Annotated in this window: 21 protein-coding genes and 1 pseudogene; 11 read left to right on the top strand and 11 right to left on the bottom strand. The window is 62.8% G+C overall.

The features are described from left to right. Positions 1 to 71 precede the first annotated feature (71 nt). The 3 genes from LK533_RS08005 to LK533_RS08015 all read right to left on the bottom strand — a co-directional run bounded on the left by LK533_RS08005 (position 72) and on the right by LK533_RS08015 (position 3,868). Complete coding sequence (locus tag LK533_RS08005; RefSeq protein WP_229362270.1) at positions 72 to 416, bottom strand: response regulator; 345 nt, start codon at positions 414 to 416, stop codon at positions 72 to 74. Between the two features lie 50 nt (positions 417 to 466). Further along, entirely contained in the window at positions 467 to 3,058 is a 2,592-nt protein-coding gene (locus LK533_RS08010) for an ATP-binding protein (protein ID WP_229362271.1), read from the bottom strand. A gap of 168 nt (positions 3,059 to 3,226) precedes the next feature. Next, positions 3,227 to 3,868: a sigma-70 family RNA polymerase sigma factor gene (locus tag LK533_RS08015; RefSeq protein ID WP_229362272.1), complete on the bottom strand. Its 642-nt coding sequence runs from the start codon at positions 3,866 to 3,868 to the stop codon at positions 3,227 to 3,229. Positions 3,869 to 4,260: 392 nt separating this feature from the next. Here LK533_RS08015 and LK533_RS08020 point away from each other — a divergent pair, with 392 nt between their 5' ends. Both LK533_RS08020 and LK533_RS08025 read left to right on the top strand, forming a co-directional pair. Then, a complete protein-coding gene (locus LK533_RS08020) occupies positions 4,261 to 4,560 on the top strand; it encodes a DUF1153 domain-containing protein (protein ID WP_229362482.1) in 300 nt (99 codons plus the stop codon). A 104-nt stretch (positions 4,561 to 4,664) separates the two neighbouring features. Further along, on the top strand, positions 4,665 to 6,485 hold the full coding sequence (locus LK533_RS08025; RefSeq protein WP_229362273.1) for a putative bifunctional diguanylate cyclase/phosphodiesterase: 1,821 nt from the start codon (positions 4,665 to 4,667) through the stop codon (positions 6,483 to 6,485). 31 nt (positions 6,486 to 6,516) lie between these two features. Here LK533_RS08025 and LK533_RS08030 read toward each other — a convergent pair whose 3' ends face one another. Then, complete coding sequence (locus LK533_RS08030) at positions 6,517 to 6,933, bottom strand: BLUF domain-containing protein (protein ID WP_229362274.1); 417 nt, start codon at positions 6,931 to 6,933, stop codon at positions 6,517 to 6,519. A 213-nt stretch (positions 6,934 to 7,146) separates the two neighbouring features. Here LK533_RS08030 and LK533_RS08035 point away from each other — a divergent pair, with 213 nt between their 5' ends. After that, positions 7,147 to 7,344: a hypothetical protein gene (locus LK533_RS08035; RefSeq protein WP_229362275.1), complete on the top strand. Its 198-nt coding sequence runs from the start codon at positions 7,147 to 7,149 to the stop codon at positions 7,342 to 7,344. Between the two features lie 259 nt (positions 7,345 to 7,603). Here LK533_RS08035 and LK533_RS08040 read toward each other — a convergent pair whose 3' ends face one another. Next, complete coding sequence (locus LK533_RS08040; RefSeq protein WP_229362276.1) at positions 7,604 to 9,259, bottom strand: GGDEF and EAL domain-containing protein; 1,656 nt, start codon at positions 9,257 to 9,259, stop codon at positions 7,604 to 7,606. 86 nt (positions 9,260 to 9,345) lie between these two features. On the opposite strand from LK533_RS08040, the gene LK533_RS08045 reads away from it, so the two are divergent. The 3 genes from LK533_RS08045 to LK533_RS08055 all read left to right on the top strand — a co-directional run bounded on the left by LK533_RS08045 (position 9,346) and on the right by LK533_RS08055 (position 11,137). Beyond that, positions 9,346 to 9,558 carry a hypothetical protein gene (locus tag LK533_RS08045; protein WP_229362277.1) on the top strand — a complete coding sequence of 71 codons (213 nt, stop codon included), beginning with the start codon at positions 9,346 to 9,348 and terminating at the stop codon, positions 9,556 to 9,558. A gap of 209 nt (positions 9,559 to 9,767) precedes the next feature. Continuing rightward, positions 9,768 to 10,208, top strand: a complete 441-nt coding sequence (locus LK533_RS08050) for a hypothetical protein (protein ID WP_229362278.1) — start codon at positions 9,768 to 9,770, stop codon at positions 10,206 to 10,208. Continuing rightward, positions 10,205 to 11,137 (top strand): cation transporter, encoded by a 933-nt coding sequence (locus tag LK533_RS08055; RefSeq protein ID WP_229362279.1) that lies wholly within the window; start codon positions 10,205 to 10,207, stop codon positions 11,135 to 11,137. Before LK533_RS08050 ends, LK533_RS08055 begins: the two co-directional genes overlap by 4 nt. Positions 11,138 to 11,527: 390 nt before the next feature. Here the strand turns inward: LK533_RS08055 and LK533_RS08060 are convergent, their stop codons facing one another. Beyond that, positions 11,528 to 16,384 (bottom strand): autotransporter outer membrane beta-barrel domain-containing protein, encoded by a 4,857-nt coding sequence (locus LK533_RS08060; RefSeq protein WP_229362280.1) that lies wholly within the window; start codon positions 16,382 to 16,384, stop codon positions 11,528 to 11,530. Between the two features lie 763 nt (positions 16,385 to 17,147). Then, positions 17,148 to 17,483, bottom strand: a complete 336-nt coding sequence (locus LK533_RS08065) for an RcnB family protein (protein WP_229362281.1) — start codon at positions 17,481 to 17,483, stop codon at positions 17,148 to 17,150. Positions 17,484 to 17,881: 398 nt separating this feature from the next. Between LK533_RS08065 and LK533_RS08070 the strand changes: the two genes are divergently transcribed. The 3 genes from LK533_RS08070 to LK533_RS08080 all read left to right on the top strand — a co-directional run bounded on the left by LK533_RS08070 (position 17,882) and on the right by LK533_RS08080 (position 21,076). Further along, complete coding sequence (locus LK533_RS08070) at positions 17,882 to 20,233, top strand: EAL domain-containing protein (RefSeq protein ID WP_229362282.1); 2,352 nt, start codon at positions 17,882 to 17,884, stop codon at positions 20,231 to 20,233. Positions 20,234 to 20,519: 286 nt separating this feature from the next. Next, the gene (locus LK533_RS08075; protein ID WP_229362283.1) at positions 20,520 to 20,870 is read left to right on the top strand and encodes a response regulator; all 351 of its coding nucleotides are present in this window, start codon (positions 20,520 to 20,522) and stop codon (positions 20,868 to 20,870) included. Positions 20,871 to 20,875: 5 nt separating this feature from the next. After that, positions 20,876 to 21,076: a hypothetical protein gene (locus LK533_RS08080; protein ID WP_229362284.1), complete on the top strand. Its 201-nt coding sequence runs from the start codon at positions 20,876 to 20,878 to the stop codon at positions 21,074 to 21,076. A gap of 147 nt (positions 21,077 to 21,223) precedes the next feature. Here LK533_RS08080 and LK533_RS08085 read toward each other — a convergent pair whose 3' ends face one another. Both LK533_RS08085 and LK533_RS08090 read right to left on the bottom strand, forming a co-directional pair. Continuing rightward, complete coding sequence (locus LK533_RS08085; RefSeq protein ID WP_229362285.1) at positions 21,224 to 21,532, bottom strand: hypothetical protein; 309 nt, start codon at positions 21,530 to 21,532, stop codon at positions 21,224 to 21,226. Between the two features lie 687 nt (positions 21,533 to 22,219). Then, positions 22,220 to 22,378 carry a hypothetical protein gene (locus tag LK533_RS08090; protein ID WP_229362493.1) on the bottom strand — a complete coding sequence of 53 codons (159 nt, stop codon included), beginning with the start codon at positions 22,376 to 22,378 and terminating at the stop codon, positions 22,220 to 22,222. A gap of 236 nt (positions 22,379 to 22,614) precedes the next feature. Here LK533_RS08090 and LK533_RS08095 point away from each other — a divergent pair, with 236 nt between their 5' ends. After that, positions 22,615 to 22,914, top strand: a complete 300-nt coding sequence (locus LK533_RS08095) for a hypothetical protein (protein ID WP_229362286.1) — start codon at positions 22,615 to 22,617, stop codon at positions 22,912 to 22,914. Positions 22,915 to 22,930: 16 nt separating this feature from the next. On the opposite strand, the pseudogene LK533_RS08100 reads toward LK533_RS08095, so the two are convergent. Continuing rightward, positions 22,931 to 23,284: pseudogene (locus tag LK533_RS08100) on the bottom strand (Rid family detoxifying hydrolase); the annotation flags it as partial. A gap of 29 nt (positions 23,285 to 23,313) precedes the next feature. On the opposite strand from LK533_RS08100, the gene LK533_RS08105 reads away from it, so the two are divergent. Beyond that, on the top strand, positions 23,314 to 23,445 hold the full coding sequence (locus tag LK533_RS08105) for a hypothetical protein (protein WP_229362287.1): 132 nt from the start codon (positions 23,314 to 23,316) through the stop codon (positions 23,443 to 23,445). 404 nt (positions 23,446 to 23,849) lie between these two features. Here the strand turns inward: LK533_RS08105 and LK533_RS08110 are convergent, their stop codons facing one another. Continuing rightward, a complete protein-coding gene (locus tag LK533_RS08110) occupies positions 23,850 to 24,050 on the bottom strand; it encodes a helix-turn-helix transcriptional regulator (RefSeq protein WP_229362288.1) in 201 nt (66 codons plus the stop codon). Positions 24,051 to 24,494 lie beyond the last annotated feature (444 nt).

Consider the following 24,494-nt stretch of genomic DNA (forward strand, 5'->3'; position numbering starts at 1 on the left):
ACCACCTTCATCAGGTCAGCCGCGACCGCTGCACTTTTTTGTACAACGACTTTCAAGCGAGCGATTCTAATTCAAACCATGTGGTGAAAGGCGGCTTTTAGATCAGTTGCCCGAACAGGTTTGCTGAGCACGATCCCCGGTGGCTCACAAGGCTCGCAATCTTCGGGCGTGCCGCTGATGAAGATCACCGGCACTTCACCGAGCTGGCGGTGTATCTCGAGCACCGCTGCAGGCCCGGTCCCCTCGATCAGCTTCACATCGGAGGTGATCAGCTCTGGCCGGTGCGCCAAAGCGGCTGCGATGGCTTCGTTTTCGGTCACCGCGATATCGAACGAGGTTGCACCCTCGTCCTCCAGCATCATCTGGATGTTCATGGCGATGAGCGGCTCGTCTTCGATGATCAGCACATGAGGCATACGCTACAAACTCCCGGTCACCTGAACGACCGGGCTGGTAGACGGCTCCACTAAGCGTCCAGCGCTTCAGCGATTTTGGCGGCGAGCTGGTCGATTCCGAAGGGCTTGGGCAGGAGATTGGTGCCCGGATCGAGTATTCCATTATGGACCACGGAATTGCGGGTGTAGCCGGTTGTATAGACGACCTTGAGCCGCGGAAGCAGTTCGACCGCGCGATCCGCAAGCTCGCGACCGGTCATGCCTGGCATGACGATGTCGGTGAAGAGTAACGTCACGTCCTGGCCTGACTCAATCATCGCCAGCGCTTCGGGGCCGTTGCCAGCATGGATGACCGTGTAGCCCAGTTCGCGCAGCGCCTCGACCGAGTTGTTACGGACGCGTTCCTCGTCGTCCACCACCATGACGATCTCGGTCACCTTACCCTGGCGAAGCGGTGCCGGCGCACGCCGCACAACCGGTCTTTCCTCACCCCAGAAGCGTGGCAGGTAGAGCTTGAAGGTAGTTCCGTGACCAAGCTCGGAATAGACGCGTACGTGCCCACCCGACTGGCGCACAAACCCGAACAGCTGGCTCAAGCCAAGCCCGGTGCCCTTACCCACTGGCTTGGTAGTGAAGAAGGGATCGAACGCCTTGGACAGCACCTCGGGCGTCATCCCGGTGCCGGTATCGGTTACGGCGATCTGCACATACTGGCCCGACGCTATGTCAGCATCGCGAGCATAGTCGTCATCGACATGGACGTTGCACGTCTCGATCGTGAGCTTGCCGCCCTCCGGCATCGCATCTCGTGCATTCACCGCCAGGTTGACGATGACGTTCTCCAGCTCGGCCGCGTCTGCCTTGGCCTTCCACAAGCCTGCACCCAGAACGGTCTCGAGCTGGATCAATGCGCCGAGTGACCGGGCAAGCAGTTCCGCAAGGCCGGACACGAGTGTGTTGGCGTCGATTGCTTCTGGCGACAACGGCTGCTGCCGCGAGAAAGCGAGCAGGCGCTGGGTCAGCGTGGCGGCGCGAGTGGCGCCATTCATCGCACCGTCAAGATACTTGCCTATGTCCTGCTCGCCGCGGGCGAGCCGGCGCTGGGCAAGGTTGAGCCCACCAATGACAATCGCGAGCATGTTGTTGAAGTCGTGCGCAATGCCGCCGGTCAGCCGGCCAAGCGACTCCATTTTCTGGAGTTGGCGCAGCTGGCTCTCGGCCGCAGTCCGCCGGTCCGCTTCCGCCTTGATCTCGGTGCTGGCTTCGGCGAGTGCCACGCTCTGCTGATCGATACGCCGACTGAGCCGGACCAGCGCTTCGGCTCGCTCGACGGCCAGCCAGGTCAGCTCCGCTACCTCCTTCACCAGCGAGATTTCTGCAGGCGTCCAGCGACGTATCTCGGCTTGGTGGAGATAAATCCCCGCCTGCCAACGTCCATCCTTCATGAGCGGCACGCACAGGCCGGCGAGAACGCCGCCCTCGGCATAGGGCATCAAGTCGCCATCGTTGTCATAGCGGCTGTCGCTGAACACCAGTGCCTTGCCTCGGCGCCGATGGCGCTCGGCGCGTTGGCCAAAAGCACTGGCGGGTTGGATGCCGACCAAGGGGGTGAGCGTTCCATCTGTCCAGTTGCCGCCGTGGAGCATCTGCTTGGCGCCGATGAGGCGATAAAAACCGGCACGATGAACGCCAAGCCGATGTCCGAGCGCTTCCGCAGAGATGCGAATGATGGCTTCCGGATCACTCATCTCCCGTTGACGAGTGGTTAGCTCGACCACGAAGTCGCGCTCCGCCTTGGCGGCCCTGAGCGCCAACTCCGACGTCATGCGCTCGGTTATGTCGTAGCTGATACCCGGGAAGCGGATGCAGAGGCCATCCTCACCGGCAATGCATCGGCCTTGCGCAGAAACCCAGCGGACGCTGCCATTGACCTGGAGCAGCCGATACTCGGAAGTGAAGCTGCCGCATCCCTCAATCGCAGTGGCAACCTCATTCTGCACGCGAGGCCGGTCTTCAGGGTGGATGCCGGCGAAGAACTCGGCGATCGTAGCCCCTTCGGCAGCACGATCGGGATCGATGCCGTAGAGGGTGGCAAAACGAACGTCCGCCGTGACCCGGTCGTTCGCAACATCCCAGTCCCATAAACCAATACTATTGCCGGCAGAGAGCGCCATTTCGAGCCGCTCATCGGCTGCCTTGCGCTCGCGCTCGGCCACGACCCGGTTCGTGGTTTCTCCGGTGACATTAAGCAGTCCGGCGATCTCGCCATCATCGTCAAAGACCGGCGAGTAGGTGAAGGCCCACCAGCTGTCCTCCGGCACGCCCTGCCGGCGGAGGTCGAGCCACATATCGGTGACGGTGCAGCTCTCGCCGGCAAGCGTTGCGGTCACCAACGGCTCGATCTCGCTCCAGATACCGCCCCACACCTCCCGAAAGGGCCGCCCCAGTGCCGTCTCAACCCGATAGCCGAGGATCGGGCGATAGGCGTCGTTGTAGAAGCACAGCAGCTCCGGTCCCCACGCCAGGAACATCGGCGTCGGACAAGCCAGCATCATCGCGAGTGTTGAGCGCAACGCGAGCGGCCACGTCTCTTGCGGGCCGAGCGGCGTGCTCGACCAATCATGCTCTGCAATCTCGTGACCAGTGATGCTTTCGGTGTTCATTCTGAAGCTTGTTAGGAACCGCAGATGCCATCCTTAGCACGTTCGCCGGGAAGTGCGATGCTTAGCCCTGCCTTCGACGCTATTCAGCAAACGATCGGGGCTGTTGGAAAAGCAGGCCGCTGCCCTCAATCCCGCAGAGCTGGCGCGAATGTAAGACTGCGGATCGGTTCAGCCGATGGTGCGTGCGCCAGACGCCTTCCAGGCTTCGTAGGGGCTAAGTCCACGCTCGTGTTTCGATGCTCGTGCTTTGGAAACTTGAGCCGGCGAAGGCTCTGCAGGTCCGCTCATTTCATCGTCGAAATGCCGTATCAAGGCGGCTCGCGCGCGGGCCACACGACTCCTCAAAGTGCTCGGCTCCACATGCTGGATCACCGCCGCTTCACCATAGGTGAGGCCCGTCTCGACGATCAGCAGCAGCGCCTCTCGTTGCACAGGAGGAAGCCTTGCGAGCGCTTTGCGAAGGTCTCTGGAGTATAGCGCATCCTCCTGGTCTGCACGTTCTACGAGGAGTGATGCATGGGCGATCGGATCCAGAGGCGTGTCGCGCCAGGATCGCCGCGCACTCGTGAAGAAGGTGTTACGCGCAATACGGAACAGCCACGCCTTGAAGTTGCTGCCGGGCAGGAAACGTGACCGTGCGGCCCAGGCGCGGACCAGCGTCTCCTGAACGAGATCGTCGGTGTTCGTGTCGTTCTGGGTCAGCCGACGGGCATAGCCGCGCAGGGCAGGCAGCATCGCCTGAGTCGCCGCAGCGAAGTTCGTCTGGCTGTCGATCATCATATCATCGCGGGCTACGACCACAGCGCTCACTATCTTCGCTCCGTTGTTCCGTTGCTCCGCGGGTAGGCGACTAACCGAAAAAAGACGCACCAAGTTAAATAAACGTTCCCGGCTGGGTTTCGTTCATACTCCAAAAACTCCCACCCGGACCCTCGAAGTACGTATGAGCAGGCGCAATAAAGACTGCGGCGCGGAGGTAAAGATCGCGACCATACGGAGTCCGGCGATCAGCTCGTCTTCTCAGGCATGATCTCGCTATCACCCGAAAAACTACCAAGTCGTCGCCTGCTCCATTGCAGTTCGCGAGACTCCAACTGGAGAGCTTCAAACCGCAACCAGATATTTACCTCTGGCCTTCAGGTGAGGCCTGCCGCGAAAATGAGGCAGGACGTCGGCTGCAGATCCACCTTGTAGAGGTAAAAATGACAAGGGAGGACAAAGCGCATCCGATGATGGTGATCGGTCCATCCGGGACGCCGCTAACGGTGGATACCCTCACGCCTTCAGACACCAAGCGGTGGACTGCCCGACGCAAGGCTGAGGTGGTTGCGGCGGTGAACGGCGGATTGCTGACGCTGGAGGAGGCATGCGCTCGATACAGCCTGTCGCGCGAGGAGTTTTCAGGGTGGCAGCAGACGGTCGAGCGTACAGGTATACCGGGCCTTCGGGTGACGCGCATCCAGCACTACCGAGCGCTTGCGAAGCGCCACCGCAGCAGCTGACCATCAGGCTCGCCGTTTGCGCGACCAGTTGATAGTGTTTTAAGTGCTGGAGAATAGGGCGTAATCACTTTTATAGACGATGCCAGTCAGGCGAAGGATGTTGCGTGGTTGGCTCTCTTATACCGGAACTCGACATCTCCACGCATACTGAGGCCAAACGGCTTGCGGCGCTTGCGGACTATGGCGTGCTGGACGGAACAGCGGACGCCGAGTTCGACACGATTGTCGAATTGGCGGTGTCGCTGTTCGGGGTGTCCGGAGCGATGGTCTCCTTCGTGGCCCGTGATGAGCAGGTGTTCGCAGCGCGCCGCGGGGTAGAGGCGTGTCGAACCCCGCGCTCCATGTCGTTTTGTGCTCATGCGTTGGACGGACATGATGTGATGGTAGTGGAGGACGCGCTTCTGGATGTGCGGTTCGCCGACAACCCGCTGGTACAAGGCCCTCCCAACATCCGCTTCTATGCGGGGGCGCCACTGCGGGTGGCCTCGGGCGACGCTCTGGGAACGTTGTGTCTCATCCACGACGAGCCACGCACCCTGAATGATCGGGACCGCGGGCTGCTGCGCACTTTGGCCGGGATCGTCGTCGAGCGCCTGGAGCTATGGCGTAGCAAGCAGCGCCACGAAGCGAGTGAGCGGCGGCTGACGCGTCTGGCCCACACGGATGGACTGACCGGGCTTCCCAATCGGGTGCAGTTCCATAGCCAAGCGCAAGAGGTTCTGTCCGACCGGGAAGCCGCTGCGCTGCTGCTGTTCGATCTGGATGGCTTCAAGGATGTCAACGACGTCTTCGGGCACGCCACCGGCGATCGCCTGCTGCTTGCGGTGGGCGAGCGACTGCAGAGCCTTTTGGAAGACCAGCATCTCCTGGCGCGGCTCGGGGGAGATGAGTTCGTGATCCTGTTACGTGGCGTAGGCGATGCCCGGAGCGCCTATAAGGTAGCTGAGCGCATTCACCTCAGCTTCCGAGAAGGCTTCGACATCGACGGCCAGCAGCTTCAGCTCGAAACCTGCATTGGCCTGGCCGTGGCGCCCTATCATGGCGAAACCATCGACACGTTGCTGCGCCATGCCGACTTGGCGCTGTATCGTGCCAAGGACGAAGGCGGCGGTAGCGTAGGCTACTTCGAACCACACCTTCGACACGACGTGGAGACCCGCCGGTCGATGCAGACGGAGTTGCATCGCGCCTTCGAGCGTGGGGAGTTCGAGCTTCATTATCAGCCGCAGGTCACGCTCAGTGACGGCAAGCTGACCGGGATGGAGGCGCTTCTACGGTGGCAGCACCCGGAACGTGGACTGCTTCCGCCTAGCGAATTTCTGGCCACCCTGGAACTCATGCCCCTATCCGCACGGGTGGGCGAGTGGGTCCTGCGCACTGCCGTGCAGCAGGCTGCCGCCTGGGCGGCCTCGGGAACTCCGCTGGTTGTGGCAGTCAACCTCTCAGCGGCGCAGTTCCTGTCTGGTTACCTCCCGGACACCGTTGCGGCCGAACTGCGTCGTTGGAAGCTGCCACCTAAGCTGCTCGAGCTGGAAATGACGGAGCGGGTGGCGGTCAAGAACACGCAGTCTTCAGCCGCAATCCTGCGAGCCGTGCGCGCCTTGGGGGTCGGGATTGCACTAGATGATTTCGGGACGGGCTATGCATCCCTCAGCCTGCTCCGCGACTTGCCGGTGAGCCGCCTCAAGATCGATCGGAGCTTTACGAAGGACGCACAGCCCGGCAACCATGATGCGGCGCTGATCGACGCTATCGTGCGCCTTAGCCACGCGTTTAACCTGGGCGTTGTGGCGGAAGGAATCGAGACGGCCGAACAGTCGCAGTTCCTAGCGGAAATGGGCTGCGTCGAGGGACAGGGCTATCTCTATGGCCGTCCCATGTGTGCCCGCGATCTCGACACGCTGATTGCAGGTGCGCGCGCGTAGCAGCCGACAGCCTGCCCTTGTTTCTAGCTGATTAGCGCGCAACTATCTGCCTGTTCGAGAATGCGGACCGCACTTCCGGGGGAGCATCGCGCAGGAGGTGGTTCAAGTGATGGCGTATCTCCAAGGAGTCTTCACCAGGCACCAATTGCGCCATTGTCCAGTAGATAAAGGCGCGCTCGACGTCCGCTTGATCCGATAGCACGGCGACGTCCCGATGCCGTGGATCCGACCGGATCCGCTCGAAGGTCTCGGCGACTGCCAGACCCGCTCCTTCGACGACCTGCACGTACTCGCGCCCGTCACTCCACAGCAGCCCAGTGATTCCATCAAGGGCGTTGTTCACTCGCGAACTCTGAAGAATGTCGGAGAGGTCGACGTCACGATCATCGCCCACGGCCGTGCTGCTGTAGATGAGGCGCCGTGTCGGCTGATGATGCGGATCAGGCATCGAGAGCATATAGAAAGGCTTTGGGCCAAGACAAAGCCGTAAGTTCCCAACTGTCAGGGCAGGGACCGCTCCGGCGAACGGCCGCCTCCTTGATATATGCCCATAGCACCCTTCGTCGGTATAAGGGACTCGCATCGCCATCCCGAAGTGCTTTCGAAGCCGTAACGGTTGGCACCATTCGGATTGATATATGTTGGTCACCCGAACGGGAGAATGATCGTGCCTGACGCGAAAATTGTCGCCGTCGCGTTGCTTACGCGGCGGGACCTCGAAGCATTCGGAGGTTGCCTCGAACGGGTGTTTTCGGTTGAAGAAAACGACGAGTTTGATGCTCTGCTGGACAGGCTTGATCGCGTGCCCGCTGTTCCTGTCGTAGAGAGAGGCGAGACGCTTGATACTTCAGCGCGGTGAATGGATCTCGCGACACACGAAAAGCCGACGAGGACGCCGGATGAAGCCGAACATGACCGCTAAGCTGATCTTCGTGTTAATTACTGTTGCATCGGTCTTCGTGGCCTGGGCGATTGTGCAATCGTTCAAGCGAACGCCCGTGACGACGCAGAGAGGGGAGCAATCCCTTCCGGAACAGGCGGCGCATGAAGCCCATATGAGGTCCCATTGAGCGACTGCGACCTCGGCACTTCGGCTTGCGCGAGGAGCTTGCCCCACCTCAGATGATGACGCGCAAAGTGCCGCGGCCGGCAGCCTTGGCCTGATACAACGCAGCACCGGCGCGCGCGAGGATGCCTCCGGCGGAACTCGGGGGCTGGGGCGACCAACTTGCCCCAACGCTTGCTCCTACGTGGTGTCCGCAGCCGGCGATGGTAGCGAAATGCTCCTGTCGCCTCACTGTTGCGCGCTCGGCGAGAACCTGCAGCGCAGAAGTCTCCAAACCGACGAGCACCACTACGAACTCGTCTCCACCCACGCGTGCGACCAGATCCATGGTTCGGGTAATCGCGCGTAGGCGATATGCGGTTTCGGTGAGGAGGGCATCGCCGGCCTGGTGCCCCAGCTGATCGTTCACCTGCTTGAACCCATCCAGGTCGATGGCGAGGACACCACAGGGGCATTCTTGCGGCAGGTCGCGCAGCCGCTGATCAAGCCCGCGGCGATTCAGCAGACCCGTCAGCGGATCCGTGCTTGCCTGGCCTTCCGCGAGTGCCCGTCGTTCATGTTCCTCGGTAAAATCTATGGTCACCCCCACGATCTGCTCGGGGTGTCCTTGGGCATCACGGAGAAGCCGGCGGTCGCAGCGCATCCATCTTGTGCGGGCGATTGTCTCTAGACGGTATTCTACCGACGACCGATCCATGTCACCGCGGAGCAAAGGACCGAGATCCGCTGTCACAAGGTCTTCAGGGTGAATGCGAGAGGAGTAGCGCGCCAGGTCCATGGTCGCGGAGGTGGGGCCGCATACGAACTGCGCCAGAGCCTCCGACGTCTCGAAACGAGATGTGGCCACATCGAGATGCCAGGATCCACCGGGGATCGCCTTGGTGACGAGGGACAGGCGGGCGTTGGTCTCGGCAAGCCTGCGTTCCGCCTCCCTTTGTTGCGTGATGTCTTCCACATGGGTGAGAAACCGGACGGCGTCGCCGGCGTCATTCCGGACCGCAGCAACTACAAGCTTTCCGTACAGGCAGCTTCCATCCTTGCGGACGTAGCGCTTCTCCAGCCAATAGCCGTCGCGCTCCTTGTTGAGGACGCTCCGGAAGAGCACCAGATCGGCATCGATGTCATCCGGATGCGTGATGTCAGTAATGGAGAGTTCGGTCATCTCCTCCAGTGTTCGGCCGAGCATGGCGGCGAAGGCGCGGTTCGAGCGGATGAGGTGCCCCTGAACGTCGACGATGGCGTTGCCGATCGGGGCGTTCTCAAAAGCTTCGTTGAACATCGCCTCGCCTCGTGCGATGCGGCGCTGAAGGTCGTCCCGCACACTAATGTCGGTCACTAGAGCAATGATGCCGATCACCTTTCGATCGGCATCTACGTCGGGGACGTAGCTGCCCTGCACACGCCGCTGCTGCTCCCCGTCGAAGATGTCGTACTCGTATACGACGGGCTCGCCGGCTGCCGCCTGGCGAAGCTTGCTGACAATCAGCGGGTAATTCCGCTCGCCCACGATCTCGCGGACGTACTTACCCACCATTTCTCGTCCTGGAATGCTGCGCCATTCGGCGTATCGATCATTGGCGTAGCGATACCGCAAGTCGAGGCCGAAATAAGCGACCAAACCGGGCAGCAGGTCGAGGATCCGGGCGGCTGTAGGAGCGTCCCAATTCCCATTGCCAAGGCACGGAAAGCCTCCGGAATTTGCGTCCATGAGCCCGGAATAGCATTGCGCGGTTAATAGATTACCCTCGAGTACAAGGGGTTGGAACAGGTGGAGGCGCGCCGTATGCAAGAGGCATGACCGTGCGACTGGATATTTTCGCGGCGATTGAACATGGCTTTTTGCTGGAATTCGCGGATGCAGCGCGAGAAGATGGCGTGCCTCCCACAGGGTGGATCGACTATATCGCCGTGCTGACGGTGACGAAGCAGACTGCCTCCAACGACAATGCCGCTGATCAAGCTGGACGGACAGGCCGATTGCCTCGCCTCCCGGGCGGACCGGCATAGGTCGCCGCTTCTTGAGCATTCCTGATAATCTCGCGACGTCAGCGGAACCATGAGGAGGCGTGACTGGATCACCGCTGGGCGAGAAAGTGCGTCAGCGTCTTGACCACCCCCTAGAGCAAAGTTGGCAGTGACAGCCTCGCTCTGACCAACCCGATGCCAGAGGTCTGTCGTTGTGGACGCGATCTTGTCACTGACCCATAAGCTTGGCCATGAAGGCTCATTATCTGATGCTGCTGTGCCTTGCCGGCTGCGGCAACATACCCAAAGATCCAGAGGGTACGCTCGACAGAATTCGTCGACAGCACGTCATTAGGGTCGGTCGCGTTGAGGGCGGATTGCCCCCCGATGCGTTAGGCTGGCACCGAGTTTTGACACGCGTGGAGGCATCGACGGGCGCAGAGCCCATCTTCCAACGCGGGATGCTGGAGCCGTTGCTGCTAGACTTGGAGGCCGGCAAGCTTGATGTCGTGGTGGGCGGACGCTTCGACGAGAAGACACCATGGAAAACACGGGTGACACTTGGTCCGCCGATCGGGAGGATTGAGACGCCGACCGGTAAGACCGCCAGTCACATCGTTGTACGAAACGGTGAGAATGCGTGGATCATGTTGGTTCAGCGTGAGACTAAAGCGGCAGGGAAAAAGCCGTGAGCGGTGGGATTCCGGATCGGCTGCAAGATGTCATGCGCCGTGCCGAGCGCCTTGAGTGGTGGTCCATTGGGTGGACGATTAGCGTTATCGTGGTCATGGGCGCGGCCATGGGTTCAAGTCAGACGATGAAGTCGGCCTGGGTCGAAGATTGTCTCAGTCTGATCCCACCGGCAGTCTTCCTGATTTCGGCGCGCGTGGAGCGTCGCCCCGCCAATGCAAGATTCCCGAACGGCTTCGCGCGCGTGCCGAGCCTCGCCTTCGTCATAGCCGCTGCAGCACTAACGGCTCTCGGTGGCACGTTGCTGGTCGACTCGGCGATTAGCCTGGCCTCACAAGAGCACGCGACCGTGGTCGCGGTCGATGTCTTCGGTAAAGAGATATGGCTGGGATGGATCATGGTGGCAGCGCAGGGCTACTCGATCATCGTGCCCATGGTGCTCGGGTGGTTGAAACTGCCCTTGGCCAAGCATCTCGCCGACAAGACGCTGTTCACCGATGCCATGACCCAAAAGGCGAACTGGATGACCGGGATCGCGGGAATAGGCGGCGTGATCGGAATCGGCCTGGGATACTGGTGGGCCGACGCGTTGGCCGCCGGGATGATCTCGCTCGATATTCTCGACGACGGCATCAGGGCGCTTCGAGCAGCATCGGCCGAGCTCGTCGACGGGGCGCCTCGGGCGCTGGACAGTTGCGAGATCGCGGATGATGCTTCCGCGCTGCACGCCGCGCTAGACGCGCGGTTCCCCGGTGCCGAAGTGCATCTGCGGGAGACCGGTCGCGTGATTAGCGCGCAGATCGTCGGCGCGGCGCCGCCCGACGCTGTGCTCAATCCCCGCGACTATTGGCCCGGTGATCCCGATCGCGCCTGGCGGCTAGGGCACATCAGTTTCGTTCCCCCCTCTTGCGATCGGGGCGACCGGACCTGAAGGCTAAATGCTGTCGGGCTCGACTTCGACCAACTTATGCCTCGCACCGCCGAAGCTTCCGCTGCCAGGTGCCAGGTGCCAGGTGCCGGCATCGTTCAAGCGCAGCAGTATCAGCCATCGTTCCGCCCAGCGAGATGAGGGACCGTCCCGCTGGCCGGCGCAATGAAGGTGCTGGTGCTCGGGACGCCTCGTTTTTCGGGACTGCTGGAAAACTTCCAATCGGACATGGTTGAATCGCTCCTCACGCGCCTCGTCTAGGCGGACACACTGCCGTTGGAGACCCCGAACCCCAGCACTCCCGTGCACAATCAAGATATCGCTTCGCTGGATAGCCGATCTGAATAAGGGGCGGGCTGCCGGACATGGAAGAAGGCAGCCCGCCTACGATCGTCAGAAGCGGATGCTGATTCCGCCCCGCGCGCCACCGCCCTTATAGTCGTCGCTCCAGTCGCCCGTCGCTTCCACGAAGCCGCTGACGCGGCCCGCCGATGCAACGGTGAACCCTACCGCCGCCTGGCCGTAGGTGCCGATGCGATTGAGATCGAAGTCGAGCGAATTGCCGCCGTCAGCGAAGGTCATAGCGTTCCGGCCTTTGAACTCGTGGACGACGTTGCCGCGAAGATAGAAGCTTGCCTTGGTGTCGCCCCAGCTCTGGTCGGTGCCGATCCGCAGCCCCGCCTTGCCACGCAGCCCGTCGCTGCTGTCGGAGTCGATCGTGCTCGGGCCCGACACCAGATCGTCGAGGCTGGTGCGGACATACTCAATCGACACCGCCGGCTCGACGAACACACTGCTCCCGCCGAAGCGCAGCCCTGCCTCCGCCTTGCTGCCATAGCCGTCACCCTTGATCTTCTGCCGCACCCCGGCACCCGGCAACACCGCGCGCATCCAGTGCCGCTCGTATTTCGCGAGGGCGTTGAGGAAGAAGGGTCCGGCATTGACGCTGCCGTAGACGCCGACATTAGCCGAGTCATAGGTGAAGCGATCGGCGTTGGCGCGGAAGGTCACTGCCGAATTGGCATAGCCTGCAGTGACGCCGAACAGGAAGCCGTTGTCGCCCAATCCGCTGGCGAAGTCGTAGCCGGCCTGGCCGCCGAAGAAGTCCTGCCGGTGGTCGAGCACCACCGTCCGCGTCTGGCCGAAGGCGGTGAAGTCCTGCCGCTCCCGACGCTTGTCGACCGATCCGAACATCTGCCCCCACAGCGCCGATCCGCGCTCGGGCGTGTCGGCGTCTGCACCGCCGCGACCATCGCGCAGCTGCTGCATGTGCCCGGACCAGGCGTCGTTGCTGCGGTAGGAGGTCTGGCGAGCTCCCTCGACCGCTTCAAGCAGTTCGAGCGCCTGGTCGTTGGGGGTGCCGAACAGCGCATAGGTCGCGTCGGTCGGATCGAACACCAGGTCGTATCGAACAAGGCCGACCGACAGATCATCCTGCACCAGGGTGAAAGCACCGGGGCTGCTTCCCGCACCTGCGGACACCAGCACGAGGTCGTTGACCAAGATGCCGTCGTTGCCGTTGAGCAGGTCGGTCATGATGGTAGTGCTGCCGGTGGCGGCACCGCCGATCTCGAGCCGGTCCGCAGTCGAGCCTGCCTCCCGGATCGTGACGTCGAGGCCGAGCGTGCTCGCCCCGCTGCCGGCGAAGCTGCCCGGCAGCGCCAACACGTCGCCGGCGACGCCGTTGCGCATCTCCACCAGCCCACGGTTGGCGAAACGCTCCAACCCGTTGAGCCGCACCGTGCCAGCAGTGGTGCTGTCAGGACGGACGGCGAAGGTGGCGTTGTTCTCGAACGCATCGTCGCCTGCGCCGAAGTCGATGTCGCCGAAGGCGCGGAACCGGCCGAAGTTGACCAGCTGGTCGTTGCCGTCGGTGAGGTCGACCCTGCCGGTCACCGTACCGGTGTCGGTGATCGTCACCAGTGCGGCGGCTCCGTCGGCGTTGATCGCGGGACCCGATCCGCTGGAGACGCTGCCGCCGATGGTGATCGTCGCGCCGGTGCCGCTGGCGACATCGATCCCGGCGACGTCGCCGTCGACCGATGCGCCCTGCATCGTGGTCACCGTCACCGCGCAGCCGCTGCTCGCGTGGATGCCCCGCCCCTGCGCGGCGCTGATCGGGCCGGTCGCAGTGATCGCGACCGTGGCGCAGCCGGCCGCGTCGGCGGTGATGCCGCTGGATCCCGGACCCGTGACGGTGATCGGACCGGCGACGATCGTCTGGTCGCCGTCGGTGGTGTCGAGGTCAATGCCCGTGGCGTTGTCGCCGGTCGTGGTGATCGGGCCGGTGCTGACGTCGACCGGCCCCGCACCGCCGCCGACGGCAACCCCGGTCGACCCATTGCCTACGGTTTCGATCGCGCCGGTGCCGACGGTGATCGGACCGGTGCCGACGATGTCGACCCCCGATGCATCATTCCCGCCGGTCTCGATATCTCCGGTGCCGATCGTGATCGAACCGTCACCGCCAGCCACGATTACGCCGGTCGCGCCCTCGCCATCGGTCTGGATGTCGCCGGTGTCCACCGCGATGGGACCATCACCGGTGACGTCGACACCTGCCGAGCCGTCACCGTCGGTGTCGATGTCGCCGGTGTCTACGTCGATCGCGCCGGCGCCGCCGTCGACGATCACGCCGGTCGATCCGTTGCCGCCGGTGTGAATGTCGCCGGTGCCGATATCAATCGGGCCTTCGCCGGTGACGTCGATGCCCGGCGAGTTGGCACCGCCCGTGTCGATATCGCCGGTATCAACGGTGATCGGGCCGTCTCCGCCATTGACGATCACGCCTGCCGAGCCGTTGCCGTCGGTATCGACGTCCCCGGTGTCGATCGCGATGGGTGCATCGCCGCCGTCAACGTCCACGCCCGGCGAAGCGTCGCCGCCTGTATGGATATCGCCGGTATCCACGTCGACAGCGCCTCCGGTGTCGATGTCGACGCCAGGAGAGGCGTTGCCGCCGGTGTCGATGTCCCCCGTTTCGACGTCGACGGGGGTGTCGCTTTCACCCGCATCGACATCGACACCAGGTGAGTTGTCGCCCCCGGTGCCGACATCGCCGACATTGGCGTCGACGCTGCACGCGCCTGGGCCAAGTACCAGGCAGACGGTCGGATCGAGCACGATGCCGAGTCCGGTCGCGTTGTCGCCCGCGGTCGACAGTGCGCCGATGTTCGCGACGATGTTACCGGGTGCGCTGATCAGTGCGCCGAGAGCGCCGTTGCCCTGCGTCGTGATCCGGTCCGCGCCCAGCGTGACGTCGCAGGCGCCGGCGCCGATCAGGGCGCAGGCGGCGGGATCGGCGGCGAGGTCGATACCCGTAGCGTTCTCGCCGAGCGTTTCGAGCAGGCCCAGGTTGAGCGTGGTCGGCCCAACGACGCGGGCGAGCACGCCGATGGCGCCGTCGCCTTGGGTGGTCAGCTCGCCGATCGAGAAGGCGTTGCCGCACCCGCCGGCGCCGAGCAGCACGCAGGCATCGGGATCGGAGGCGAGATCGAGCCCGATCGCATCATCGCCTTGCGTCCGCAGCACGCTGATGCTGCCGGTGACGTTCCCTGCCGCGCGGATCAGCGCCGCGGGCGAGCGCGCGCCGCCGGTCAGGAGGTTGCCGACGGTGAAGTTCTGGTCGCACGCGCCGGTGCCCAGCGTCGCGCAGGCGGTGGGATCGGTGCTGAGGTCAAGACCCGCCGCCTCGTCGCCGCCGGTCTGGAGCAGGTCGACGTCGATGGTGGTGACGCCGGTCGCCGCCGACACCAACGCGCCGATGCCGCCGAAGCCGTTGGTGGTGATCTCGTCGGCGGCGGCGGTGACGTCGCACCCACCCGTGCCAAGTAACACGCAGGCCGCCGGGTCGGTCGAGATGTCGAGGCCGAGCGCCTGTGCACCCTGGGTGCGCAGCACGCCCACGTTCAGGTTGACGTCCCCCGCCGCGCGCAGCAGCGCCGCGGTCGACAGGTCGCCGCTGGTGTCGATCAGGTCGGCGTTGAGCGTGATGGGGCCGTCGGTCGAAACCAGCTGAACGCCGTTCGAGCCAACGCCCTGGGTGGTGAGGTCGCCCAGGTCAACGGTGATGGTGCTGCCCTCGATGTCGAGGCCGGGAGCGTTGTCGCCGACCGTCGATATTAAGTCGTCGACCGCGAAGACGACGGTGTCGAGCCCACGCAGGACCGCACCGGCGGCGCCCTGCCCCTGGGTGCTGATACGGGTCGCGGTGACGGTGGTATCGCAGGCGCCGGCGCCGATCAGCGCGCAGACCGTCGGGTTGGCGGCTATGTCGATGCCGTTAGCATTGTCGCCCAGCGTCACGAGCAGCCCCAAGTTGAGCGTGGTCGGACCAACGACCCGTGCCAGCACGCCTGTGGCGCCGTTGCCCTGGGTGGTCAGTTCGCCGATCGACAAGGCGTTGCCGCACGCGCCTGCGCCCAGCGTCAGGCAGGCGTCGGGATCGGAGGCGAGGTCAATGCCGACTGCGTCATCGCCGCTGGTGCGCAGAACCCCGATGTCGCCGGACACGTTGCCGGCAGCGCGGACGATTGCGCCGATCGAGTCGAGACCGCTGGTGCGCAGGTCGTTGACGGTGAAGTTCTGGTCGCACGCACCCACGCCCAGCGTCGCGCAAGCGGTGGGATCGGTCTGCAGGTTGAGCCCCGCGGCTTCGTCGCCGCCGGTCTGAAGCACGTCGACGTTGAGCGTGGTGACGCCGGTCGCCGCCGAGACCAGCGCGCCGATGCCCCCAAAGCCGTTGGTGGTGATCTCGTCGGCGGCGGCCGTGACGTCGCAGCCGCCGGTGCCGAGCAGCACGCAGGCCGCCGGGTCGGTCGAGATGTCGAGGCCGAGCGCCTGTGCACCCTGGGTGCGCAGCACGCCCACGTTCAGGTCGACATCGCCTGCCGCGGTGAGCAGCGCGGCAGTCGACAGATCGCCGCTGGTGTCGATCAGGTCGGCATCGAGCGTGATCGGCCCATTGGTCGACACGAGCTGCACACCGTTCGAGCCGATGCCCTGCGTGGTCACGTCGCCCAGGTCGAGGCTGATGACACTGCCCTTGACGTCGAGGCCGGGCGCAGCGTCGCCGACGGTGGAAATCAGACCGTCCGCCGCGAAGATCACTCCGTCGACCGCGCGCAGCAATGCTCCGGTGGCACCATCTCCTTGCGTGGTGATGCTCGTCACATTGCCCAGGATCGTGCCGTTGGACGTGACGTCGAGCCCGGCGATATCGACCGCGTCGATCACGGTCGGCAACAGCATCGGAGCGTCCGGGCTGGCGGCCGCATCCGGGGTGCAATTGATGCCGCCCCCGATAATCGGCAAGCAAAGGCTTTGCGCCTGTGCTGCGGCCGGCAAGCTGGCTCCTACACCAATTGCCGCAACAGGCGCGAGAGCCCGTGCAATTGCCAGAACGCTTGCTCCGGCTCCTCCCGTGAAAACCTTCATTATGACGTCCCTTTTTAGGTCCGCCCCCGGCGAGTCTCACGCTCGCTGCTCCCGTTCCAGAAGTGGGTTAATCATGTTGCCGAAACGTTAAGACAGGTACCTTAGAATTAAATAGTCGTGTTAATCCCTATTCTTGGGACATCTCTTTGGGGGACCTGCCATAGACAAGTCGCGGGCGGTCCACACCTCGATCAGATCGTCTGCCGAAGGCGTTTGACGCTCGGCAGCACCAGCGGAATTCCGCATTAGCAGCCCCCATCCATTTACACTGTGAGATGGAGCTTACGCCCGACGACTTTCTCGACCGCGTCGGGTCCGCCCCCCCTTGACGTTATGGGGCGCTCGAAGAAGTAGCCCTGACCCTCAGGCAAAGGAGAATCGAGAAAACCGCCGTGCCGCGGAAGTGCTGACTTCGGCCGTCGCGAACGTTGTCGGTTAAGCGACAATTCGGTGCTGCGTTCGGTGAATTGGCCGCGCGCCTCGGCGCAAACGTTCGTCAACGGTACTTTGCACAGACCTAAGCGGCGGTGCCTTCAGGCACCGCCGTTTTCCTTCATCTTACAAAATCCTTCGGCCGTTACCTGACCGCATCCGCGAAGATGGCGGCAATTACCCCCGTCGAGATGCCCACCAGTACGGCATCGTTGCCGGACTGCACATAGCGGTAGCCGCGCGGTGGAGCCTTCAAGCCGCGATATTTGCGGTAGTCGATCTGGCGATAGTTGCGTGCCTGACGGCTGTCGAAGCGTTCGCCTTTGCGCCAGTCGCTGCGATACTGCGTGCGCTGCGGCGATTGCTTGGCAACCACCTTCTGCTTGACCACCGTATGCCGCTGGGCCTGCTGCTGCGGGGCGGCCATCGCGCTGCCTGAGATCAGCGAAGCTGCAACCGCCATCAAGATGAACTTCTTCACGGATTTTCTCCTAGTTCGAATTCCGCCGCCTGCCCGGCGTCGATGACCTAACTAGGGTCCAGGTGTCACAGCCCTATCCCCGTGAGGGCGTGAAATGGTCGCGATTTGTAACAGTATGCGAAGCTGGAACCGGCCGGCTGAATGGAAGCCATTCCTGGTGTTCCAAGCACGCCAGCCAAAGCCTTGTCGCGGAACTGCTGAGATTTTGGCGTCGCGTATGTCGCCGCTTTTGCGACAACGGGACGGCCCGAAAATGACGGTGAGAGGTCCGACAGCTTCTGACAGGGCGACAGGATAGCCACCCTCCAGCTTGGTCATGGGTCGGTTTCGTTAAGAACCTCCCCTTATACGGCCACATGGCCGTTCCTTTGCTCTCTGTCATCCAGTGCATGCGAGACATGCATGATGCTCGCCTGATGATCGCTGGCGGCCTCGTTTGTGCTGTTGGTATCTATGCCTCTTTCGCAATCGGCCACCATGCCGCTCGGGCGACTGGGCGGGCTCGGACCCGCTGGGGGCTGGTCAGCATTATCGCGAGCGGGAGTACCGCCTGGGCAACCCACTTCATCGTGCTGCTCTCGTTCAAGCCCGGTATGCCCGCAGCTTTTGAGCCGGCGCTGACAGCCATATCGTTGACCTGCGCGATCATCGGGATCGGCGCCGGTGTATCGATCTCCATCCGGGCACGGCAGCGTTGGCAGCAGTTCGTGGCAGGGCTGATCGTTGGCATCGGCGTGGCGACGCTGCACTATATCGGTCAAGCCGCGTACCTCGTTCAAGGGACGGTGGCCTGGAACCTGGGCCTGGTAGTACCTTCCGTCATCCTCAGCCTACCTATCTCGGGTTTGGCAATGATGGCGGTGGGAAGCCGGAACAGGCACATACGTTTGGCCGCAGCGCCATTGTTGCTGCTGTCGATAGCCGTGCTTCACTTCTGCGGCATGGCGGCCATGACGCTCGATTTCGATCCCGCGGTCAAATTCCCGGAGAGCGCGGTCTCTCCCCTCGCGATTACGCCCGTTGTCGCGGGCGTCTCCCTTGCCCTCATCGTGTTGGCCGTATTTGGATGGCGGTTCGATCTCGCGGCGAAAGCTCGGCTCCGGCAGGATCGACAGCGCCTTCGCGAGCTAGCCGACGTTGCGCTCGAAGGATTGCTGATTTGCCAGGATGACGTGATCGTCACCGCGAACGACAGCATCGAGTTCCTATCGGGACACGAGCCAGGCTCTTTGTCCGGTCTCTTTGCCAGTTCCCTGCTGCCCGGCCTCGATGTGTCCGGCATGCCTGAACGCGAAGAGCGCGAGGTCAATCTCATCAGCGCTGAAGGAAAGAATGTTCCTGTCCGCGTTCTCCGCCGCGAGGTCACATTGGGGCACAAGATCCAGACCGTGATCGCCGTCAGAGATCAGCGCGAGCGCCTGCAGACAGAAGCCAAGATGCGGCTGCTTGCGTTTACAGACTCCCTGACCGGCCTCGCCAACCGGACGCGCTTCTTCGATCTTCTAGCGCTACATACAGCCTCGCGCCGCGAGCGGGACCGCCCCTGCGCAGTGCTGATGCTCGATCTGGATCGTTTCAAGGCTGTCAACGACACCCTCGGTCACACGGCGGGAGACATAGTCCTCGGCATGGTCGCAGATCGCTTGCGGTCCACCTTGCGTGGCGAGGATATCATAGCACGGCTTGGTGGCGACGAGTTCGCGATTTTGCAGTTGGCTACCGATGAGAACGATGCAGCTTTTGCGCTCGCAACGCGCATTAAGGAAATCATCGCGGCACGTCCCTTCATGCTTGAAGGGCAGGCAATTCACCTGGGAGCAAGCGTCGGCATAGCCCTCGCGCCAGACGATGGCCACGATCCGGCGGAGTTGATGCGCAATGCCGACCTCGCCCTCTACGCTGCAAAAGCAAGCGGCAGGGGGACGTTCCGCCGCTACGATATCTCGCTCGACGAGCAGATGCGTGAGCGCCGTTCGATCGAGACCGGACTGCGGCTTGCCCTGGCTGAAGGGCAACTAGAGCTTCATTACCAACCTTTAGCCGACGCGAAGACGGGCAACATCACCTCAGCCGAGGCTCTCGTGCGTTGGAACCACCCCGAGCGTGGGCTGGTTTCGCCCACCGACTTCATCGGCATCGCCGAAGAAACAGGTCTTATCGTTCCGCTAGGCGAATGGGTGATAAGGACGGCATGCGCCGAGGCGGCGACTTGGCCGGAAACTATGAGCGTCGCGATCAATCTGTCGCCAGCGCAGTTTCGCGATCGCTCACTGGTTTCAAATATCGTAGAAGCGCTCCAAGCGAACCACCTGGCTCCAGAGCGCTTGGAGTTGGAGGTCACCGAAGGCGTTCTGCTGTCGGATGAAACCGGCACCCTTGAAACGCTGAACCAGCTCAGGAAGCTGGGTGTTCGGGTCTCGATGGATGATTTCGGCACCGGCTACTCGTCGCTCAGCTACTTGCGCAAGTTTCCCTTCGACAAGATCAAGATCGATCAGTCGTTCGTGCGCCAAGTGCCTCATGATGAAGAGAGTTCGGCCATTGTCCGGGCCATTATCACCATGGCCAAGTGCCTCGGCATGTCGACGACTGTCGAAGGAGTCGAGACCACCGAGCAGTTCGACTTTTCCGTCGCGGCAGGCTGCGACACGATCCAGGGATACCTGATCGGGCGTCCGCTCGATCGTACCGGGCTTGCCTCACTGATCGCGACCAGGGGCAAAGCCGCACACCTTCCCGCGGCAGCCTAAACCGTAGTCCCCTGATAGTAACGTCGCTTCGGGCATGATGTCCGCTTTCGAGCGACGGCTCTGGCAAGCTCCCGGCCTTCCAGGCACGGACCGCTTTATGCGCATGGGTGCGACTTAGGCAGGACGAGCGGCGATGAGGCAGCCGGCTTGTGAGCGGACGCCGGCCTAGAGGTTCAGGACCTTGATCGCGCGGCTCAGGAGGCGCCGATCCGATTATTTCGTCACGAGAATAAACCATTGCCGGTTGAAAGGGTTAGGGTAGCATGCCTGACACCCGTCACCTGTAATGTGCCATGTCCTCATCATCGAAGATGACTGGTTTATCGTCGAATATCTGACGGAGCTTGCCGAGGAGGCTGGCGCCACGTCGATCGCGAGAGCTGCCACGGAAGGCGATGCCATCTCCGCCGCGCGAGAAAAGCTGCCGGGCATCATTCTTTCGGATGTGAACCTGCTCACTGGGACAGGTCCGCGTGCGGTAGAGGCGATTATCGCAAGAGCCGGGCCGATCCCGGTCATCTTCATCACGGGTACGCCCGAGGATTGCGCACCGTGCGAGCCGCCCTCCGTTATTCTCGGCAAGCCAATCAACCATCAGCAGGTGGTCAACACATTTCGGCAACTCGCGCCCGTTTAGATGCCATGCAGGTGTGGATTTTTCAGAGCAGCGGAAGTTTGAAAGCGCTGTGTGCGGATGAGAGCGGGACCAGACTGCCGGTCGAGCATGGGCCGTGGACTCGGCTGCGCAGCGTCAATCTCGATCAGGGTGGCGACGATGAGAATGAGGCTAAATCGCTCATTGGAGAGCATGGCTATTGCTGCTTCCACGATGCTGACGATTGAGATCGGCGATCGGGATGAGCAAAGAGCACCGAGCGAGGGCGGTGCGTCGAGGGAAGGCGGACGGCATGCCTCTGGCGGAGCGCTACCAGCGCCGAGCCGGGCCTATCTCCATCAATAGGCAAGCTCCAGATCAATCCACGGGGCGACTTATCTGCGCCGTTGCCGATAGCGCTCCGCGAGAGGTTCATAACGCTCTCGAATCTCACGTTCCCCCTGTTCGCGCCATCTTTGGCGTTCGGCCAGATCGTGGTGCCATGCAGCGATCAGTGCTTCCATCACCCGTAGGCCACGCAGGGCTTGCTCGCGAAGCGTGAGGACGCGCGCTGCCAGATGTTCATCTGCGGCGCTGCGGAACCCAGCCAGTGCTTCCTCTGCCAAGGCCAGGGTGCTCGCATGAAAGCGCATCGCCTCTTGGTAAGCCGCTAGAGACCGATCATCAGGATGATCGTTCGTCACGCTGGTCCCCTTACATTCAACCGGCGAACCATCGTGGCGGCGCCAGCAGCCAAATGGCTGTCATCGATGAATATACTTCAAGACATCAGGTGACACCTCACGAAATATGCGATCAATATCCTGTTCGCTGGCGTCCTCGTTCCGGAGTTCAGCTCGGGCCGCGAGCGGGCTGCGTGCTCGCACGCCGGGCTCCACTTCCCTGACGATCACGCGCCACGTAAAGCCGGGTCGCGCTTGCGGGAGCGGTCGGTTGAACTCGTAGGGCAGAGCGTCCCGTATGCGCATAGTGCGCCCCGGATGATTTTCGAACCATTCGCGGTCCATCGCCTGCGCTTGCTCTACAGCCGAGTGCTGCATGTGATCTCCTGACGTCCCTGTCATAGATGCGCTTCAATCGCCGCTATGGGTCGCACTCCTGCCGAGCCGCTCGCGACACGCGGATGACCGGTTCCGGCCTAAGCGGACGTTTGACCTTGAACAATGGAATGACCAGAGGTGGGTCGCAAGTAGTCACCGCCTTGTCGCTGAAGTCCTGACTTCTCAGCATCGCATATGTCGCCGCTTCTGCGACAACATGACGGCGAGAAGTGGTGGCTTCCTGCCGCTACCACTCAGGGGTCCAGGGGGGTATCTCTCCGGCGGTAGCAGTGAACCGCGCCGGGTTTGCCGGAGGCTGTTGGATGTGAGTCACACCGCCATATCGATGATGTCCGCGGCAGCATAGTATTGCTCTTTGGCTCCAGCGGGCGGCATGTTGCCGATGGGCTCGAGCAGCCGGCGATGATTGAACCAGAAGCAGACATTCATGCCGCCCTTCGCGCTTCTTAACTTCTGCCATTCATTCATCTTTGCAGAACGAGCCCGTTGGCTCCCGTTGATCCCGACTAAACGACGACATGCGGGATAGATCCGTCGGTTTTATCGCACCTTAGGGCGGCAGGTTGTACCCCGACACTGAGCGCTCCAACCTTGCGATCGCGTCGAGCCGCCGCGGTGGTCTCATAGAAGACGACCAATCAGATTGAAGAACCCGGGCCCGAACTAGGATGATGCCTCCGCACCACTTTTTCTCATCATGTTGAATGCTGGAGGTCGTGACAGAGACGGTCCCCGCGCCGGCGTTAGCACTCGAGTTTGATCAGTTCGCGGTTTCGAACCTAGACGCCACGATCATGAACGCGCTGCTCGATCGCTTGCTGCTTAAGGCCGAACCCGCCGAGAACAGCAACTGCACGCTGTTCGAGCCGCCCCCCGGTCCAAGCGATCCCGATAGGCACAGCCGCGATTTCAAGCAACACCGGACGGGAGCACTCGCGGCGGCACGATCGCCGTGGGCGCCGTTGCTGCTGCTACGTCGCAAGCGGACGGCGCCCGACGGCTGACACGTGGGAGCCGCGACTACCGCGTACCCCCGCTGCGTTGCAGGATCAGTTCCACTTCGACTTGCGCTTCAAGCGGGAGTTGCGCGACTCCGATGGTGGTGCGGGCGGGATGGGGTGCTTCGAAGTACGAGGTGTAGATGTCGTTGAACGCGGCGAAATTGGCGACGTCGGTCAGGAAGGCGTTGCACTTCACGACGTCGCCGAAGCTCAGGCCTGCCGCGGCGACCACCGCCTTGAGATTGTCGAACGCCTTGCGCGCCTGCGCTTCGAAGCCGCCCTCGACCAGCGCCCCGCTATCCGCGTCCAAGCCGATCTGGCCGGAAGTGAAGACCAGCTCGCGGCTTCTCGCCGCAAGCGAATAAGGGCCGGATCGCCGGAGACGCCGACTTCATCCTCCGCGTGCGAATCGCCGACAACCAGTCGCTGCGCAAGTTCCTGGAACAGCTCACCCGCATCGACCTTAATCTGTCGGTAAAGACGATGATCGTCTTGGACGAGGTCAAGTACAAGACCGCACTACCGATTCGGTAAATTTAGAATACCAGCACCTCCGCCAGCCGCCTTCCATTTCCTCGTAGTGGTTATCCGCCGACTCATGCACAAGATCATTCAAGATCGAGCATACGAGAGCAAGATTCGCCAATGATCTGAGTGACCAGCTTCGACGTCGGTGGGCTACCTGAACAAACGTCCGTTTTCCGCGATCGCCACGCAAAAGCGGACCGACGCCCCCCCGACCACGGGGCTGGAGCCCCCGTCCCCATCACATGAACGAAAGTCTCCTTTTCGCGAATCGCTGCCCCAAAAGCGGACGGGCGGGTTTCCCCCCATTCTGTTCATCGTCACGACATTAACGAAGGACGGCTTTCGGGACCGGTGCTGAGTTCGCCGCACGTCCGAAATGGGGCGGGAAGCTGTCATGGCCGTGGTCACGGCTATGACGCGTCAACCCTGTAAAAGATGGGGTTGCGCTGCCATTCGGCGATGGCGGAGGTGCGCCAGCCGACGCAGCGGGTGCTGAGCTGGACCTGACGCGGGAAGCTGCCGTCGGCAACCTTGCGGTAGAGCGTCGAGCGGCTGAGCCCGGTGAGGTCGAGCACGGCGTTGAGGCGCAGGATACGGTCCGGTTCGGGCATGGCAGGTCTCCGGCTGGATGATGTGAGTGTCTGCCAACCGGTGTGGGATCTTGCCGCCGGCGGCGGCAATGGGATCGGTTCTTAGGGTCACCAGCGGGGGTCCCGACGACACCACAAAGGCCTGAGCCCGTCGTTTCCGAAGAAAAAGGGCAGGGGGGGCCTGCCGTCGCCCGGCGTGCGCGGGGCCGCGCTGCCATGCTGCGCACCGGGCCGGCGGTGCCGTCCCGGCCCATGCGGGTGTGCATCGCTAACGGGGTGCCGCGTTGCCGCGGCAGGCGGACGCCCGCAGGTGCGGGCGGCGTCGTGCCTCCGGCATCGAAAGGTGTCGGGAGTGGGCGTCGCTTGCCCGTAGTCCCGCCGCGGCGGGCAGCAAGCCGCTGGCGCGGCTCCTCCACTGCGTTGCGGCCCCAAGGGGTGCTCCCCGCCGCTCGTGCGGGCCTGCCG

Source organism: Sphingomonas sp. PL-96 (genome assembly GCF_020707215.1).
Taxonomy (GTDB): Bacteria; Pseudomonadota; Alphaproteobacteria; order Sphingomonadales; family Sphingomonadaceae; genus Sphingomonas.